Below are 17180 nucleotides of genomic sequence, written 5' to 3'. Positions count from 1 at the left end.
ATCACGGAGGTGTGCAATGGGACGACCGAGGAAGCAGATGCCGCAGGCGCCACCGGGTGCGCGGCGGCAGTGGGCAGCGGATAGGGCAATGCGGGCGCCGATGCGGTTGCCGGGCCGGCCTGAGCCATCGCGTGCTGTGCAACGGGAGTTCTGGCGTCTGATCGCATCCGGGGTCACCTCGGTCCAGGCCGCCGAGGGGGTCGGCGTGTCGGCACCGGTCGGGATTCGATGGTTCCGACACGCTGGCGGGATGGCGCCGCTGAGTCTGGACGAGCCCTCCGGCCGCTACCTGTCGTTCGCCGAACGCGAGGAGATCGCCTTGCTCAGGGCCCGGGACAAGGGCGTGCGTGAGATCGCCCGCACGCTCGGGCGCGACCCGGGAACGATCTCTCGCGAGCTGCGTCGCAACGCCGCGACCAGGGGTGGTAAGCCGGTCTATCGCGCCGTGGTGGCCCAGTGGAAAGCGCAGCAGGCCGCGAAGCGCCCGAAGACGGCCAGGCTCGTGGGCAACGGCCGTTTGCGTAAGTACGTGCAGGACCGACTCGCCGGTGACGTGCGCCGCCCCGACGGCACGATCATTCCAGGTCCTGCGACGCCGCCGTGGAAGGGCCTGAACAAGCCCCATCGCCAGGACAGACGGTGGTCAACGGCATGGAGCCCGGAGCAGATCGCCTGCCGGCTGCGGGTCGATTTCCCGGATGATGAGTCCATGCGCATCAGTCATGAGGCGATTTACCAGGCGCTGTTCATCGAGGGCCGAGGCGCGCTTAAGCGCGAGCTGGTCACGTGCTTGCGCACGGGCCGTGCACTGCGGGCGCCAAGGGCGCGGTCCCGGAACAAGCCGCAGGGCCACGTCACTGCTGACGTCGTTCTCAGCGAGCGCCCGGCCGAGGCCGACGACCGTGCTGTCCCAGGCCATTGGGCAGGGTGACCTGATCATCGGGACGGGTAGGTCCGCGATCGGCACGCTCGTCGAGCGCAGCAGCAGGTCCACGCTCCTGGTCCATCTCCCACGGCTGGACGGCTGGGGCGAGAAACCGTACGTCAAGAACGGACCATCGCTCGGCGGATACGGGGCCACGGCGATGAACGCGGCGCTGACGGAAGCGATGACCAAGGTGCCCGAGCAACTACGCAAGACCCTCACCTGGGACCGCGGGAAGGAGCCCTCCGGCCACGCCCAGTTCGCCATGGAGAGCGGGACCAGGGTGTTCTTCGCTGACCCACACTCGCCCTGGCAGCGACCGGCGAACGAGAACACCAACGGGCTGCTGCGACAGTATTTCCCGAAAGACACAGACCTGTCCCGGTGGTCCGCCGAAGACCCCGAAGCCGTCGCATACGCACTCAACAACCGGCCCCGCAAGACCCTCGGCTGGAAGACCCCCGCCGAAGTCTTCGAAGAGCAACTACGCTCACTTCAACAACCCGGTGTTGCATCGACCGGTTGAACTCACCCAGTACACCTCGATCGCCTTCACCGCCCACCTCCTCGACGCCGGCATCGATACTCCCGATCGGCACCGTCGGCAACGCCCTGGACAACGCGCTCATGGAATCCCAGATCGGCTCCTACAAGACGGAGTTGATCAAGCCCCGTCGGCCCTGGCACAGCCTTGCCGACGTCGAACTCGCCACTGCGGAATGGGTCGACTGGTTCAACAACCAGCGCCTCCACACAGCGATCAGAGACATCCCGCCCCACGAGCACCAGACCAACTACTACGCTCAACACCAGCCCCAACCGGCGGCTGGAGCCAACGCATAGAGCCTCCACCGATCCCGGAGCGGTTTAGTCAACGTCGAACTCCTGACACGGACACAACCACGAGGACCGACTCAACTTCATTGGGTCAGCCGTTGTCAGACAAGAAATCCGCGGTGGGCCGTTGGTTTAGGTATCCCGAAGCGCGGCGGTAGCGTCCGCCAGACACATCCGCTCCTCAGTGCATGGACGATGACCGCGGACAAATCCTCATCTGCCGTGTCCCGCGTCTCATCGCCCGGCGAACGTACTTCCAGGGACGAGATCAATGGTTCCGCGACCTCACATCATTCACGTAACAATTCAACTCTGCGAGTTCCGCCCCAGGGCCGGCCCGGCAACCGCCACACCGCATAGGACATGGCCTGAGTACCTCACTCGAATTCATGGTGCTTCCTTTGGGAACGGCAGGAGCCTGTCACCGTGGCCGTGCAGGCCGCCTCCGGCTCCAAACGCGGACAGGAAGTGGCGAGTTGGCGAAGTTGCCATCCGAGAGTCCGATGACGCACAATTCGCAACGTTTCGCCGTCACACTTCACTGCGGACGCTCCGCTCCCGCAGGGGTGTGGCCGTGTCTCGAGCGCTGCCTGCCGGTCACGTCACGGTTACCGCAGCCACGTCGAGCGTTGACGCGCGGCAGGATCACTTTCATGCGACCGCCCTCAGTCCGATGATCACGGAGGCCATGTCTCTCGCTGTTGCCCGACATGGGTTCAGGGACCTCGTCTTCGGTGCTTGCGTGGCCTTCGCTGACCATGAGCCCCCGACACGACATGTCCCAGGGCGCAGAAGCCAGACTGCAGACTTTCGTGTTCGTTGGTCAGGCATCTGGGCGGCCGGCGAGTTAACGCTTGGCATGGGCGCACGGCCGTTGACCTTGACCCGTGCCGTCACGAGGGTCTGCGCCGGGAACCTGCGCCGCTCCTACCGACCTTGCCGGCAGTAACGGAGCCGCTGGCGGGGCGGTGGCGTGCCACCCATGACAGGCCCGCCAAGACAATCTGTGGGCTGTGACCCGGATCATCATCTGAACGCATTGATCCCCTCAGGAGTGAGCGCCGGACCAAAACGACAGCAAAGGTCGGCACGGCTGGCCGGCTCGGGCGCCACTCCACTGTGACCACGGATGCCGATAGCTGCCAGGACTTGTCAATCCCCTGAACAAGCAGATCGTCGCCCGACGTCGGCGGCGGTTCAGCCAGTGGAGTAAGGCCCTGGACCGGGCGGGGCGTTACCGACTGGACTGCCTGGACTGCCTGCGGCGACGGCTACGCGTGCGTGGTATCGTCCACCGCGCAGCCCGCAAGGCACCGAGTCCTCAAAGCGGCTGGGACGCCACCGTGGCCCTCACCAGCATCGCCCGCGTCCCTATCTGCTACCGCAGACTCACCAAATGGGAAGACGTCTGTCTCGTCGACCACGAAGGGAGCAACAACCCGAGGCTGCCGTCCAGCCCTGCGAGGAAGTCTCCGGACTCCGTTACGTCTCCGTCAACTGTCGTCCGTACTGCCCGGAGCGACCGCGTTTCCGTCGCGGACACCATCGGAGTCCATCGGCGTCTGGGAGAGGCCACAAGGACGCGCCACGAACACAGCAGAAAATGCCGTCGGCACCACCGCCGACGCGTCCGCCCGGCTCTTCGACCTGTCCCGGCCGATCCGGGACCTCGTTTCCCTCTCCAACGGCACGGGTGCGCCCGCAACCCGTGCCGGGACCACCGAAGAACTCGCCCGGCAGTTCAAGCACGCCCTGTCCGAACCCGGAACGGTCCAGCTCATGGCGTGGGTCACATGGTGATCGTCACCCGTGAGGGCGGCCGACGCTGCAAGCTGCGCCCGCCCCCGCGCGCGGGGGTGGCACTGGTGTACCTGCGCGAACACATCACCCCCGCGAAGATCGCCGCTGGATTCGGGATCAATTCGAGTCCACCGCCCACGCCTACACCAGCGTGGTCGTCGACCTGCTCGCTGAACGTGCACCGGGCCTGTTGAAGACGCTACGCGAGCACGAACCCGACTTCGTTTTGCTCGACGGCACCCTCGCCGAGTGCGACCGGGTCGGCGACGGCCGGGCCGACTCCTCCCAAAAGCACCGGCGCCACGGTGTGAACGGGCAGGTGGTCACCGACGCCGTCGGCCGACTGCTGTGGCTCTCGCCCGCCCTGCCGGGCCGCACCCATGACCCGACCGTCGCCCACACCCACCGGATCATCCGGATCCGTGAGCGCCAGGGCGTTCCCATCCTGGCGGATCTTGCCTACCAGGGCGGTGGCCCCTGGCTGAGCACAGGCAGCAAACGCAGGCCCCTGGGAGACCGCCAACCGGGCCCTGGCCGCGGGACGGGCACCGGTCGAACGAGGCATCGCCCGCCTGAAGTCCAGGCGGATCTTCGCAGAGCCCGCCGCAGTCCGAACCGCATGACGGCAATCGCCAAAGCCGCCCTCACCCTGGAGCGGCACCGCTGAAGAAGCTCATCAGCTCCGAAAAAGCCAGAAGGGTGCCCGACGGTCGCGGTACCGGCCCGTGCGTCACGGGCCGACCCGAACCGCCGGGCACCCTTGCCGAGGGGATCAGCTCATTGAGGCGGCGGCTTCGCCGACCACCTCTTCTTCTTTCCAAGGCTGGCCGCCGACGCATGGTGAACGACAGGGGCGGCCGATGTTGTCGCGCTGCTGCCGACGCTTTTGGGGGTGTTCGTTCTTGTCAAAGGCAGCATGCCCTCAACGGGGAATGCGGCGCTCCGGATGCTGGTCGGGGCGCTACCTTGGGAGTAGATGCCGGTGCCCGTTGAAGCGCTCGAGGTGAGTGTGGTGAGGCCGGTGGACTGTGCCCCAAGACCAAGGGCTGGCAAATCGGACTGGGATTCGAGAGCTCCGGGATTCCCGAGGAAGTGCTCCTCCCGGTATCGCTGCCGCGTCCCCTCCTCTACTTTTGACGGGCTAGAGGTTGTCCCGTAACCGGTGGTGCTGCTGGTGCGTTGGTCGGGCATGGGTGGGGTGATCTCAGCAGATGATCCGAAGTGGATCGAGCCGTTTGCGGGTCTGACCGAGGTGCAGTTTGCGAGGCTGGTGGCACTGGTACGGCGCCGAGGTGGCGACGTTCAGCGTGGCCGACCATGGCGGCTGTCGCTCGAAGACCGGGTGTTGCTGGTGGCGACGTACTGGCGCACGAACCTCACGTTGCGGCAGGTGGCGCCGTTGTTCGGAGTCTCGAAGTCCGCTGCCGACCGCATCTTGGACCATCTCGCACCGCTGCTGGCCATCTCGCCCGCGCGGCGGCCGCGCAAGGACACCGTCTACATCGTCGACGGCACTCTGGTGCCCACCCGCGACCGCAGTGTCGCCGCGTCCAGCAAGAACTACCGGTACTCGACCAATCTGCAGGTCGTCATCGACGCCAACAGCCGCCTGGTCGTGGCCATCGGTCTCCCGCTGCCCGGCAGCCGCAACGACTGCCGGGCCTTCACCGAGTCCGGCATCGATCGGGCCTGCCGCGGCGCCCCGACCCTTGCCGACGGCGGCTACCAAGGCACCGGCCTCCTGATCCCGCACCGCAAACGACGAGGCCAGAGCCACCTCAGCCCCTCGCAGGAGGCAGAGAACGCCGTCCATCGCCGGGCACGAGCGCGCGTGGAACACGCCCTGTCGCGGTTGAAGAACTGGAAGATCCTGCGGGACTGCCGACTCAAGGGCGACGGAGTTCACCAGGCCATGCTCGGCATCGCCCGACTGCACAACCTGGCCCTCACTGGATAACTCACACTCCATACGGGACAACCTCTAGTCGCCGCCAGTGCCGCGAACATACTCGCTCCGGCCGCAACGGCATTAGCGGCCGGACTCTCACCTCCCTTGTAAATGGCAGCCGCCACTACTGCTCCCATGCTGGCCAATTGAAAAATCTGTCTTACGTATATCCGGTAATGCCGCAACCAGTCCTTCATTCTTCGCAGTCTTCCAAGCGGATGGCCCGTAATTCAACACGTCCGCGAGCTGCGTGAAGCCCGTCGCGACATTGCCCGCGATCTTCACGGACTTGCCGGCGGGTTCGCCCGACTGTTTGGCTGACTCTCCCGACAACACTAATACTCCAGCAGCGGATCGTGTCCTGAGCTGGCGATTGTCGTTGACCTGGTATGGAGGGCATAACTGAGCCTTTTCAGCGTGGCCACTGAACGGGTGACGGTGCTGCTGGGGACGAGGGACCGCAACGCACGAGGCTCCCGTGCCGTTGAGGGAGGTGTTCGAAGTCTCAATCCATCGGCACAGGAGCCTCGTTGGTTCTCTATCCTGCCGCACTCGACCTGTCTCACGCCTTGGTCGCGTGGGTCACGATGCTCATCGTCACCCTTGAGGGGGACCGGCGATGCAAGCTCCCGCCGCACCAGCGTGCGCTGGTCGCCCTGGTGTATCTGCGCCGTCACGACACCCTCGCGCGCATCGCGGCCGGCTTCGGTATATCCGTCGGTACCGCTCACGCATACGCCACGGCCGTCGTCGGTCTGCTCGCCGGCCGGGCTCCGGGCCTGCTGAAGGTCCTGCGCGAGAGCGACCCGGACTTCGTGCTGCTGGACGGGACCCTCGCCGAGTGCGACCGGACCGGCGACGGCCGTGGGCCGTGGCGACTACCCGGCCAAGCACCGCCGAGCGACCCGGACTTCGTGCTGCTGGACGGGACCCTCGCCGAGTGCGACCGGACCGGCGACGGCCGTGGGCCGTGGCGACTACCCGGCCAAGCACCGCCGCCACGGGGTGAACGACCAGGCCGTCACCGACCCCACCGGCAAGGTGCTGTGGATCTCGCCCGCGCTGCCGGACCGCACCCATGACCTGACCTCGGCCCGCCCCCACCGGATCATCCGGATCTGCGAGCGACAGGGCGCCCCCGCCCTGGCTGACCGCGCATACCAGGGCGCCGGCCCTTGGGTCACCACCGGGCTCAAACGACCACCCGGAGGCGAACTCACGCCCACACAGCGAACTGTCAACCGCGCACCGGCCCAGGCTCGAGCTCCCGTCGAACGCGGCATGGCACAGCTGAAGTCCTGGCAGATCTTCCGCAGAGCCCGCATCAGCCCCAACCACATGACCGTCATCGCCAAGGCCCTCCTCACCCTGGAGAGGCAACGCTGAAAGAGGCTCAGTGAGCCTCTTTCATCCTGTGCTGGAGGGTGAAATGGGCTGGTCAGCGGGAGTGGTGACGAGGCAGGGCCCCTGGTCGTTGGCGTGGTGATTCCACTCAACACACCGGCGACCGAAGGGGCCCTGTTGGTTCCGTATCCTGCCACGCTCGACGTCCCGCATGAGCTGGTTGAGCATGTTTCCTGGCTGCTGTACGAGCACCGCCGGGCCCGCAACACTCGCTGGCGCAAGCTCGGCTGCTTCAAGCAGGCACTGCTCGCGCTGGTCCATCTACATAAGAACGAGACGTTCTCGCAGCTCGGAGCGGGTTTCGGGATATCCCAGGCCACGGCCTGGCGGTACGTGGACGAGACCTTGGACGTTCTGGTCTCCTGGGCGCCCGGCCTCCACGAAGCCCTCACCGGCCTGGGCGAGGGCGACTTCGTCATCGTTGACGGCACCCTGATTCCACAGACCGGATCCGCGCGGACGAGCCGTACTACTCGATGAAGCACCGCAAGCACGGCATGAACGTGCAGGTCATCGCCCGTCCCGACGGCACACCGCTGTGGTTCTCCCGCGCGATGCCGGGCCGGACCCACGATCTGACCGCGGCTCGCGCCCACGGCATCGTCCAGGCCTGCCTCACCCGGCAGATCCTTGTTCTCGCCGACCGCGCCTACCAGGGCGCCGGCGCCACCATCCGCACCCCGTACTACCACCACAGCGAACAGCCCGAGCACTACCAGCAGTTCAACCGCGACCACGCCCGCCTGAGGGCTCCGGGAGAACGCGCCTTCGCGCAGCTGAAGTCCTGGCGAGTCCTCCAGCGAGCCAGATGCTCCGCCCGCCGCATCGGCACCATCGTCCAGGCCATCCACACACTCCTGAACTGCAGCTATTCAGGATGAAAGAGGTTCAGTGAGCCTCTTTCAGCGTTGGCTCTCCAGGGTGAGGAGGGCCTTGGCGATGACGGTCATGTGGTTGGGGCTGATGCGGGCTCTGCGGAAGATCTGCCAGGACTTCAGCTGTGCCATGCCGCGTTCGACGGGAGCTCGAGCCTGGGCCGGTGCGCGGTTGACAGTTCGCTGTGTGGGCGTGAGTTCGCCTCCGGGTGGTGGTTTGAGCCCGGTGGTGGCCCAAGGGCCAGCGCGCTGGTATGCGCGGTCAGCCAGGGCGGGGGCGCCCTGTCGTCGCAGATCCGGATGATCCGGTGGGGGCGGGCCGAGGTCAGGTCATGGGTGCGGTCCGGCAGCGCGGGCGAGATCCACAGCACCTTGCCGGTGGGGTCGGTGACGGCCTGGTCGTTCACCCCGTGGCGGCGGTGCTTGGCCGGGTAGTCGCCACGGCCCACGGCCGTCGCCGGTCCGGTCGCACTCGGCGAGGGTCCCGTCCAGCAGCACGAAGTCCGGGTCGCTCTCGCGCAGGACCTTCAGCAGGCCCGGAGCCCGGCCGGCGAGCAGACCGACGACGGCCGTGGCGTATGCGTGAGCGGTACCGACGGATATACCGAAGCCGGCCGCGATGCGCGCGAGGGTGTCGTGACGGCGCAGATACACCAGGGCGACCAGCGCACGCTGGTGCGGCGGGAGCTTGCATCGCCGGTCCCCCTCAAGGGTGACGATGAGCATCGTGACCCACGCAACCAAGGCGTGAGACAGGTCGAGTGCGGCAGGATAGAGAACCAACGAGGCTCCTGTGCCGATGGATTGAGACTTCGAACACCTCCCTCAACGGCACGGGAGCCTCGTGCGTTGCGGTCCCTCCTCCCCAGCAGCACCATCACCCGTTCAGCGGCCACGCTGAAAAGGCTCACTCAAGTAGCGCGAACTCGCCAACCTCGCCGACGACCACCTCGCCGATGTCGCCGACGCCACCGTACAAGGCATCAACCGCATCAACACCAACCCACAACTGCCATGGTCCTTCCTCACCCACACCGGACTCACTATCCACCCACCGGACCCGCGAAAAGCTCAGTAGTTCCTGTATCTGCCGCGCGACCCAGGCCTGCTCGTGGTGCCGCAGTCGCGCTGCGCTGACTGCGGTAGAGCCACAGCACATCCCGGCCAAACGACCAGACGAGCAGGACCAGGGCCAGCGCCGCCACTGCGAAGTTCGCCGCGTATGGCAGCAGTTCGACGGTCGCCAGCAGCAGGAGTACGCCCTGCAGCGCGGCGACGGTCTTGCGGGCGGTGCTCGGCGGGAGCGCCGCCGTGAGCCAGGGCCAGACCCGTGCGGCGGCGACGAAGAGGTACCGCATGCCGCCGATCAGGAGGATCCATGGGCCGAGTTGTGTCGAGACGTACACGCTCAGCACCAGGATGAGGAAGGCGTCGACCTCCATGTCAAAGCGCGCGCCCAACGGGGTAGAGGTGCCAGTGCGGCGGGCCACCTTGCCGTCGATCCAGTCGAGGATCAGCGCCACCGCGGTCAGGCTGACGAACGGCGACACGGGTGGCGAGTTCGGGAAGGAGTCCGCCACAAGGGCGGTGACACCGCCGACGAGGGTGGCCCGGCCGAGGGTAACCCGGTTCGCTGCGCCGAACGAGCGCAGCCCGGAGCGGTGCAAGGCCCGGGAGAGCACCGCCCAGGTGGCGACCGCGAACGCGAGGCCGGTCAGCCAGCCCGTCAGCCCCATCCCGATCACTGTGCCGATCAGGGCCAGTAGCAGCACCTGCATACCCGCCCCCACAGCGGTCTCCTGCTGTACGAGTCTTGGCTCGTACACGGACCGTGCCACCGGCGCTCCTGTCCCCCTTGTCCGCCCAGCACTGGATGTCAACTTCGGTGAGGGCGTCGACGATGCCGTGTTCACGGACAGCTCGGACGTCATGGAGGGCACCGGGCGGGGCCGGTGAGGCCCACAACAACTGGCCGAAGGGGTCTGCGATGACCTGCACAATTTTCTCATGCTTCTTGTGCCTTCCGGAGTAAGAACGGCCGGTCCGCGGCCATGCGGTCGATCGGCAGCAGCGTGCTGTCCAGGATCAGATACGCCGTGACCAGTTCCAGGCGGGTCAGGTCACGCACCGCGGCCAGGACGTGGGCGGAGTCGGTGCGCTGGGTGATGCGTTCGCGTACGAGCGCGGCCTCCTTCAGGCGAGCGAGCGCCAGATCGAGAAGACTGTCGGCGCGGTCGCCCCGGGCGATGCGCTCGCGAAAGCCGGCCAGCACACTGTGGTGGAAGCCGGGATCGTCTAGCTCCATTGCCAGCGCGTACTTGAAATCGATGCGGCAGCGTACCGCTTCCGCCGCCTGCTGATCCGATAGACCCAGCACGAAATGCAGTACGCAACGGTCGCCAACTGGGCGGGCGACAGACCGAGACGTCCGTCGCGCGGGGTACCAGCCGACGAAGTCTTCGTCGTGCCAGAGCCCGTCCAATTGATCTCGCATATCGCTGTCGTACCGTCCGAGTTGCTCGACCGCACGATCTGCGCGGTCAGAGAAGGGACTTGCTCACCAGAACAGGGATGGAGAGACAACGAACACCCCAACAACTACATCGGCCTGCGGAACAGCCCCGAGCATGCCCGTTGATCACGCCGACCCACGGGAAACTCCAAGATCCCCGACAGAGTCAAGCGCCGGAACTTGTCCACCCTTCAGCCTCGCCGACACCCCTTGCGCCCCCGTCCAGTAACAGGGCTTGAACGCCGCCGCCTGTGACCTCAACTTCTTTTCCCTTCGCCTTGCAGTGCGGTGCAACGGTGGCGGAGCCGGGGCGGTGCGAACGGTTCGGACAAGCCCGTCGGCGTCGGGGGTTGCAGGCCGTGGTGTTCCCGGTGCGGTGGTCCGGCTGTGGTGTCACACGTTCCCCGTCACCTGGCAACGCGACGTCCCTGTGACGATGGCCTTGAACTCTCGTAGCCGCCCGGAAACTGTGGGCCCGGTATGCCGTGCCTACCATCCTGGGCCCCGAATCCTGGAGGTGCCGCGGGTTCTCCGGCAGGCTGCCCTCCCCGCCTTTGAGCCCACTGGTTGAACTCTTGCCACGCTTGCATGTCCATCGCCACAGCCGGCGCAAAAGCGTTATCGAACTCGCGGCGATGCATATTGCTGGTGAATTCCTGGGAAGGGCCCGGCTGGTGACCGGCCTGGGGACTGGAGAACTGACCGGAACCGGCCGCGGACACCAGATAGTTCCCCACTGGGTTCTGCGCCTCGTCCGAGGCAGGCAGAACTCCCGGCAGCGGCACAGCGGCCCCGCTCCAAGACTGTGCAGCCCCCGCACCGGGCAGCCCCAGCCCGGGCTGCACACCGCCGACAACCACACCGGACAAGAAGTCCCGCTGCCGCGGTACCGCCGGGTCGATGTAGTAACCCGCTCCCTGCGGCCGTGGCTTCAGGGGGATCTGCGCATCCGCCAGCACCTTCCCCTCCGCTTCACTGACCACCTTCACAGGGTTGAGGAGGTTACGCATCCGTTGCCGGGCTGCTTTCTCCCACGCGGGCGCGTCGTTCCTGATCCCCGTGGGGAGGTGGCCGAGGGGGACCTGGGCGGGGTGTTCCGGCTCGCGGGTCAGGCCGTACAGCCGTGCGATCCCCGTGGCGTTGCTGACATTCGCAGCCGCCCTGGTGTCCTCACTGTGCCGCGCTACCGTCGGGTCGATGTGGTAACCCGCTCCCTGCGGCCGTGGCTTCAGGGGGATCTGCGCATCCGCCAGCACCTTCCCCTCCGCTTCACTGACCACCTTCGCAGGGTTGAGGAGGTTACGCATCCGCTGCCGGGCCGCTTTCTCCCACGCGGGCGCGTCCTTCCTGGCCTGCGTGGGGAGGTGACCGAGGGGGACCTGGGCGGGGTATTCCGGCTCGCCGCTCAGACCGTACAGCCGTGCCATCCCCAGAGCGTTGCTGACATTCGCAGCCGCCCTGGTGTCGTCACCGTACCGCGGCACCACCGGGTCGATGTAGTAACCCGCTCCCTGCGGCCGTGGCTTCAGGGGGATCTGCGCATCCGCCAGCACCTTCATCTCCGCTTCACTGATGACCGCGCTCGCAGGGTGGAGGAGATGATGCATCCGCTGCTGGGCTGCTTTCTCCCACGCGGGCGCGTCCTTCCTCCGCATGGGGAGGTGGCCGAGGGGGACCTGGGCGGGGTATTCCGGCTCGCGGGTCAGGCCGTACAGCCGTGCGATCCCCGTGGCGTTGCTGACATGCGCAGCCGCCCTGGTGTCCTCACTGTGCCGCGCTACCGCCGGGTCGATGTAGTAACCCGCTCCCTGCGGCCGTGGCTTCAGGGGGATCTGCGCATCCGCCAGCACCTTCCCCTCCGCTTCACTGACCGCGCTCGCAGGGTTGAGGAGGTTATGCATCCGCTGCCGGGCCGTTTTCTCCCACGCGGGCGCGTCCTTCCTGCTCTGCGTGGGGAGGTGGCCGAGGGGGGCCTGGGCGGGGTGTTCCGGCTCGCGGGTCAGGCCGTACAGCCGTGCGATCCCCGTGGCGTTGCTGACATGCGCAGCCGCCCTGGTGTCGTCACTGTGCCGCGCTACCGCCGGGTCGATGTGGTAACCCGCCCTGTTCGGCCGTGGCTTCAGGGGGATCTGCGCATCCGCCAGCACCATTCTCTCCGCTTCACTGACCACCGTCTCTGGGTCGAGGAGATGACGCATCCGCTGCCGGGCCGCGTTCTCCCACGCGGGCGCGTCCTTCCTGCTCCGCTTGGGGAGGTGGCCGAGGGGGACCTGGGCGGGGTGCTCCGGCTCGCCGCTCAGGCCGTACAACCGGGCCATCCCCAGAGCGTGCCCTTGAAGGGGAGCCTGCTGATCCATGACATCCTCCATACGCAAACCGCCGACAACACCCCCCTCAACGCAGCACACCGCCCGACGGTTCAACACCCGCCTGCCCTAGTACTCCAGCAGCGTTTCGTGTCTTGAGCTGGTGGTTGTCGTTGTCCTGGTATGGAGGGGATGACTGAAGTCGGTTGCTGGGCTGCGGAGTTGGATTCGGTGTTCGCTCGGGTGGCGGGCCGGTTCGCTCGGGCGGATCTGCGGTGGCGGATGCGGGACTATGTCCGCGGTGTGCTGGGCCGAGCGGCACGGAAGAACGGCTGGCAGCTCGCGGAATGGGCAGGTCACCGCACGCCGGACGGCTTCCAGCGGCTGCTGAACAGCAGTGTCTGGGACGCGGACGCGTTGCGCGACGATGTCCGTGCCTACGTCGGCGAATGTCTCGGCCCCGATGGCGTGTTGATCATCGACGACACCGGGTTCATCAAGAAGGGCACCACGTCGGCCGGGGTGGGCCGGCAGTACACCGGCACTCCGGGAAAGATCGACAACTGCCAGATCGGGGTGTTCGCCGCCTACGCCACCGGCTCGGGCCGGGCCCTGGTGGACCGCGAGCTCTACCTGCCCAAAGCCTGGACGTCCGACCGCGACCGCTGCCGGGCGGCGCAAATCCCTGATGAGCGGGCGTTTGCGACCAAGGGTGAACTGGCCCGGGACATCGTCCGCCGGTGCCTCGGTGCGGGTCTGCCCGCCACGTGGTTCACCGCGGACGAGGCCTACGGGCAGGACTGGCACTTCCGCCGCCTGCTCGAGCAATGCGACGTCGGCTATGTGGTGGCGGTGCCCAAGTCGCAGCAGATCAAGTCCCTGGCAGGCATCTGGCGCATCGACCAGCTCATCGAGGACGCCCCTGCCGATGCCTGGCAGAGACTCTCCTGCGGCGACGGAGCGAAGGGCCCGCGTGTCTACGACCGGGCCGCGGCCGAGCTGCCCGCCAACCTCGTCTTCGACCCCGACCCGCCGCCCCATCACCGCTGGGTGATGGCCCGCCGCAGCCTGTCCTATCCCGAAGAGGTGGCCTACTACTTGGCCTACGCCCCCGTCGGCGTCGAGATCGCCGAGCTGGCCCGAGTGGCCGGCTCCCGCTGGGCGATCGAGGAGTGCTTCCAGGCCGCCAAGAACGAATGCGGCCCCGACCACTACGAGGTCCGCCGCCATCCCGGCTGGTACCGGCACATCACCCTGGCCATGCTCGCCCACGCCGTCCTGACCGCACTCGCCGCCCAGGCCGGCGAGGCCTCAAAGGGGGCTGCAGAAACGGATCAGCCCTCGTCCCGCTCACCGTGGCAGAAATCCGGCGACTCCTGGACACTCTCCTGCCCCACCCACGAGCCGACCGCGACCCCGTCACCCACGCACTGAAGTGGTCGGCCTGGAGAAGACACCGCCAGGCCGTCGCCCGCCGCTGCCACTACCGAAAACGCAGCTCAGAACACGAACCGCTGCTGGAGTATTAGACCGTGTCCTACATGGTCAGTTGGTCGTTGGGTTGGTCATGGGGCGGGGTGCGTGGAGTTGGATTGTGCCGGACGGGCTGTGGGAGATCGCGAAGCCGCTGATCCCGCCATTGAAGGTGCGGCCACAGGGTGGTGGGACGCAGGACACACCTGATGAGACGCTGTTCGCCGCGATCATCTACGTCCTGGTCAGTGGGTGTGCCTGGCGGGCCCTGCCGCCCTGCTTCGGGATATCGAAGTCCACGGCGCATCGCCGGTTCCTGATCTGGTCGCGGGCCGGGGTGTGGGGCCGGCTGCACGAGGAGATCCTGCACCGCCTCGACGACGCCGGCCTGCTCGACCTGTCCCGGGCCGTCCTCGACTCCGCCCACGTCAGGGCGAAAAAGGGGGGCGAACTCACCGGTCCGAGCCCCGTGGACCGGGGTAAGGCGGGTTCCACGATGCACGTCCTGTCGGATGCGAGCGGACTGCCCCTCGTCGTCGGCATCACCGCGGCCAACACCCATGACAGCCGGGCCCTGAAGCCCATGGTGCTCGGCCACCAAACGAGACACGACCCCCACCGCGGACGTCACTTCAAGCCCCAGCGCCTGCACGCCGACAAGGCCTACGACATACCTGAACTGCGGAAATGGCTCCGCGGGAAACGCATCGGCGTCCGCATCGCCCGCAAGGGCATCGAGTCCAGCGAGCGACTCGGGCGCCGCAGGTGGGTGATCGAGCGGACCATGTCCTGGCTGACCGGCTACCGCCGACTCAACCACCGCTACGAGCACCATCCCCGCAACTACCTGGCATTCCTCGGCCTCGCCGCAGCCATCTGCTGCTACAAACGACTCCTCCGCCTCACCACATAGGACACGGTCTAACCTCGCGCTTTCGCGAGGTGGGCTGTCCAAGAGATGATCAGAAACACGGAAAGTGCCCTTGACCTGCAACGATAGGACTTGCTGAGGGTCCTGTTGGCTGCAAGGAAAAGAGCACTTTCCAGGTGAGAGAGCCTATCTCGTCGTACCCGCGTGTCCGTGTCCAGGGAGACGGTCGGCAGGTGGTCTCGCAGGCCGGTGCGGTCCTGCTGCTGGAGACGGTCCGCAAGACGGGCCTTGACCAGGCGATATCCGCAGCCCTGGCGCCCTGGCGGAAGCCGCGGGCCGTCCACGATCCCGGGAAGATCCTCCTGGACCTCGCGCTGGCAGTCGCGATGGGCGGGGACTGCCTGGCGGATATCGGCATGCTGCGGGCCGAGCCGGCCGTGTTCGGGCCGGTCGCCTCCGACCCGACGGTCTCCCGCCTCATCGACACCCTCGCAGCCTCCGGGGAGAAGGCCCTGCGGGCCATCCGTTCCGCGCGGGCTGAAGTCCGTCAACGTGCCTGGCGGTTGGCCGGACGGGCAGCGCCTGATGCGGGCGGGGCGGTGACCGTCGACCTCGACGGGGTGCTGGTGATCGCGCACTCGGACAAGGAGGACGCCGCACCCACCTGGAAGCGGACCTACGGCCATCACCCGCTGATGGGCTTCGTCGACCACGGACCGGGCGGCACGGGGGAACCGGTCGCGGCCCTGCTCAGACCAGGAAACGCGGGCTCGAACACCGCGTCCGACCACGTCACCGCCGCCCAACTGGCGCTGGCCCAGCTGCCGAAGAAGTACCGGCGTGGGCGCCGGACCCTGATCCGCACTGACTCCGCGGGCGGCACTCACGACTTCGTCGCATGGCTCGCCCAGCGGGGACGGTGGCTGTCCTACTCGGTCGGCATGGTGATCACCGACGCGATCCACCAGCACGTGCTGAAGGTTCCGGCCTCGGCCTGGACGGCGGCCATCGAGACCGGCGGCGAGATCCGCGACGGCGCCTGGGTCGCTGAACTCACCGGCGACGTTCTGGACGGCTGGCCCAAGGACATGCGGCTGATCGTCAGGAAGGAACGACCGCACCCCGGGGCCCAGTTGAGGCTCACGGACGCGGACGGCATGCGGCTGACCTGTTTCGCCACCAACACCTCGGGCCGGCCGATCGCCGAGCTCGAGCTCCGTCACCGGCTGCGGGCCCGGGCCGAGGACCGCATCCGGGCCGCCCGGGCCACCGGCCTGCGGAATCTTCCTCTGCACCGCACGGCCCAGAACCGGATCTGGCTGGAGATCGTGCAGATCGCTCTCGACCTGCTGGCCTGGATGCCGATGCTCGCCCTGACCGGCAAGGCCCGTCTCTGGGAACCTCGCCGCCTGCGGCTCCGCCTGTTCACCACGGCCGGACAGCTCGTGACCACCGGCCGTCGGCAAATCCTCCGCCTGGCCCAGCACTGGCCCTGGACCAGTCACATCACTGCCGCCCTCGAACGGCTCGCACTCCTGCCGAACCCGGGATGAGCAGCGGATTCATCCGCCCCTACGAGAGAACCCTCCGGCCGGAGCAGTGGAACCCGGCGTCCATCCGAGACGACACTCGGGCCCTCAACCTGCCCAGCCTCAGCCCACAGCACGAAAACGGTCCACCGACTCCGTCGGCGGACCGTCACGCAAGATCGAGGCTAAAGGGTGTTGCACAACGGCGATCTCGCTCAGATCCAATCATCGATAGCAAGGTCAACTGCCCGAATATGCCCGCCTTCCTGCCGTCTTGGAACGCCGCAGCAAGGAGACCCGGAAGATCGACCAGCCGTTGTGCAACAGCCTTTAGAAGCGTGACGAACTAGGCCGCACCTCCCGAACAGTGCTGCGCCAGCCGTGGATGACATCGGAAAATGACGCCGAACCCGGGAGATAGAACGATCTATCTCGGGATAACCTAGCGGCATCATGAAACGATGGTCAAGGTGGTCCCGCTGGTATGCGGCCTGGCCGTGCAATGCCGAGACACCCAACGGCTACGGACACGCTGCGCCACCAGCCGTCAAGCCTCGGACAACTCCGCACCGCTCAATTTTGAAGACCCGGCAACGCTGAAAGAGCTCACTCATCTCTTACGAGTTGCCTGAGGTTTGACCAACTTATGATGTTGCTGTTCGGTACCACGGGTTTGCCGTACGCTACTACTCCCCGAATT

The 17180-nt window shown here is 67.0% G+C and carries 8 protein-coding genes and 8 pseudogenes; 10 read left to right on the top strand and 6 right to left on the bottom strand.

Annotated elements, in window-relative coordinates:
• Window positions 1-37 precede the first annotated feature (37 nt).
• The 7 genes and pseudogenes from OIE75_RS32210 to OIE75_RS32180 all read left to right on the top strand — a co-directional run bounded on the left by OIE75_RS32210 (window position 38) and on the right by OIE75_RS32180 (window position 7795).
• Window positions 38-1451 (top strand): annotated as a pseudogene (locus tag OIE75_RS32210) (IS30 family transposase).
• Window positions 1448-1768 carry an integrase core domain-containing protein gene (locus tag OIE75_RS32205; RefSeq protein WP_329473044.1) on the top strand — a complete coding sequence of 107 codons (321 nt, stop codon included), beginning with the start codon at window positions 1448-1450 and terminating at the stop codon, window positions 1766-1768. The pseudogene OIE75_RS32210 and the gene OIE75_RS32205 overlap by 4 nt, the downstream one beginning before the upstream one ends.
• Window positions 1769-3555: 1787 nt before the next feature.
• Window positions 3556-4229 (top strand): annotated as a pseudogene (locus OIE75_RS32200) (transposase family protein).
• Between the two features lie 522 nt (window positions 4230-4751).
• On the top strand, window positions 4752-5519 hold the full coding sequence (locus OIE75_RS32195; protein WP_329474011.1) for an IS5-like element IS1373 family transposase: 768 nt from the start codon (window positions 4752-4754) through the stop codon (window positions 5517-5519).
• A 521-nt stretch (window positions 5520-6040) separates the two neighbouring features.
• Window positions 6041-6374, top strand: a pseudogene (locus tag OIE75_RS32190) (helix-turn-helix domain-containing protein); the annotation flags it as partial.
• A gap of 105 nt (window positions 6375-6479) precedes the next feature.
• Window positions 6480-6896, top strand: a pseudogene (locus OIE75_RS32185) (transposase family protein); the annotation flags it as partial.
• 93 nt (window positions 6897-6989) lie between these two features.
• Window positions 6990-7795: pseudogene (locus OIE75_RS32180) on the top strand (transposase family protein).
• A gap of 21 nt (window positions 7796-7816) precedes the next feature.
• Here the strand turns inward: OIE75_RS32180 and OIE75_RS32175 are convergent.
• The 6 genes and pseudogenes from OIE75_RS32175 to OIE75_RS32150 form a co-directional block, all read right to left on the bottom strand.
• Window positions 7817-8572, bottom strand: a pseudogene (locus tag OIE75_RS32175) (transposase family protein).
• Between the two features lie 124 nt (window positions 8573-8696).
• Window positions 8697-8822, bottom strand: a complete 126-nt coding sequence (locus OIE75_RS32170) for a hypothetical protein (RefSeq protein WP_329473043.1) — start codon at window positions 8820-8822, stop codon at window positions 8697-8699.
• A gap of 10 nt (window positions 8823-8832) precedes the next feature.
• Entirely contained in the window at window positions 8833-9567 is a 735-nt protein-coding gene (locus tag OIE75_RS32165; RefSeq protein ID WP_329473042.1) for a CDP-alcohol phosphatidyltransferase family protein, read from the bottom strand.
• Window positions 9568-9595: 28 nt separating this feature from the next.
• Window positions 9596-9887: pseudogene (locus tag OIE75_RS32160) on the bottom strand (transposase family protein); the annotation flags it as partial.
• Between the two features lie 177 nt (window positions 9888-10064).
• Window positions 10065-10283: pseudogene (locus OIE75_RS32155) on the bottom strand (transposase); the annotation flags it as partial.
• 425 nt (window positions 10284-10708) lie between these two features.
• Window positions 10709-12658, bottom strand: a complete 1950-nt coding sequence (locus OIE75_RS32150; protein WP_329473041.1) for a hypothetical protein — start codon at window positions 12656-12658, stop codon at window positions 10709-10711.
• A gap of 141 nt (window positions 12659-12799) precedes the next feature.
• On the opposite strand from OIE75_RS32150, the gene OIE75_RS32145 reads away from it, so the two are divergent.
• From OIE75_RS32145 to OIE75_RS32135, 3 genes are all read left to right on the top strand, one after another.
• Complete coding sequence (locus OIE75_RS32145) at window positions 12800-14041, top strand: IS701 family transposase (RefSeq protein WP_443078407.1); 1242 nt, start codon at window positions 12800-12802, stop codon at window positions 14039-14041.
• A 133-nt stretch (window positions 14042-14174) separates the two neighbouring features.
• On the top strand, window positions 14175-14993 hold the full coding sequence (locus OIE75_RS32140; RefSeq protein WP_329473039.1) for an IS5 family transposase: 819 nt from the start codon (window positions 14175-14177) through the stop codon (window positions 14991-14993).
• Window positions 14994-15127: 134 nt separating this feature from the next.
• Window positions 15128-16504, top strand: coding sequence for an IS1380 family transposase (locus OIE75_RS32135; RefSeq protein WP_329472111.1), 1377 nt, complete (start codon window positions 15128-15130; stop codon window positions 16502-16504).
• The last annotated feature ends 676 nt before the right edge of the window (window positions 16505-17180 follow it).

The sequence above is a fragment of the Streptomyces sp. NBC_01723 genome, from assembly GCF_036246005.1.
In the GTDB taxonomy this organism is placed as follows: domain Bacteria; phylum Actinomycetota; class Actinomycetes; order Streptomycetales; family Streptomycetaceae; genus Streptomyces.
The sequence above is the reverse complement of the archived record's forward strand: the minus strand, read 5'-3'. Positions and strand labels throughout refer to the sequence as shown.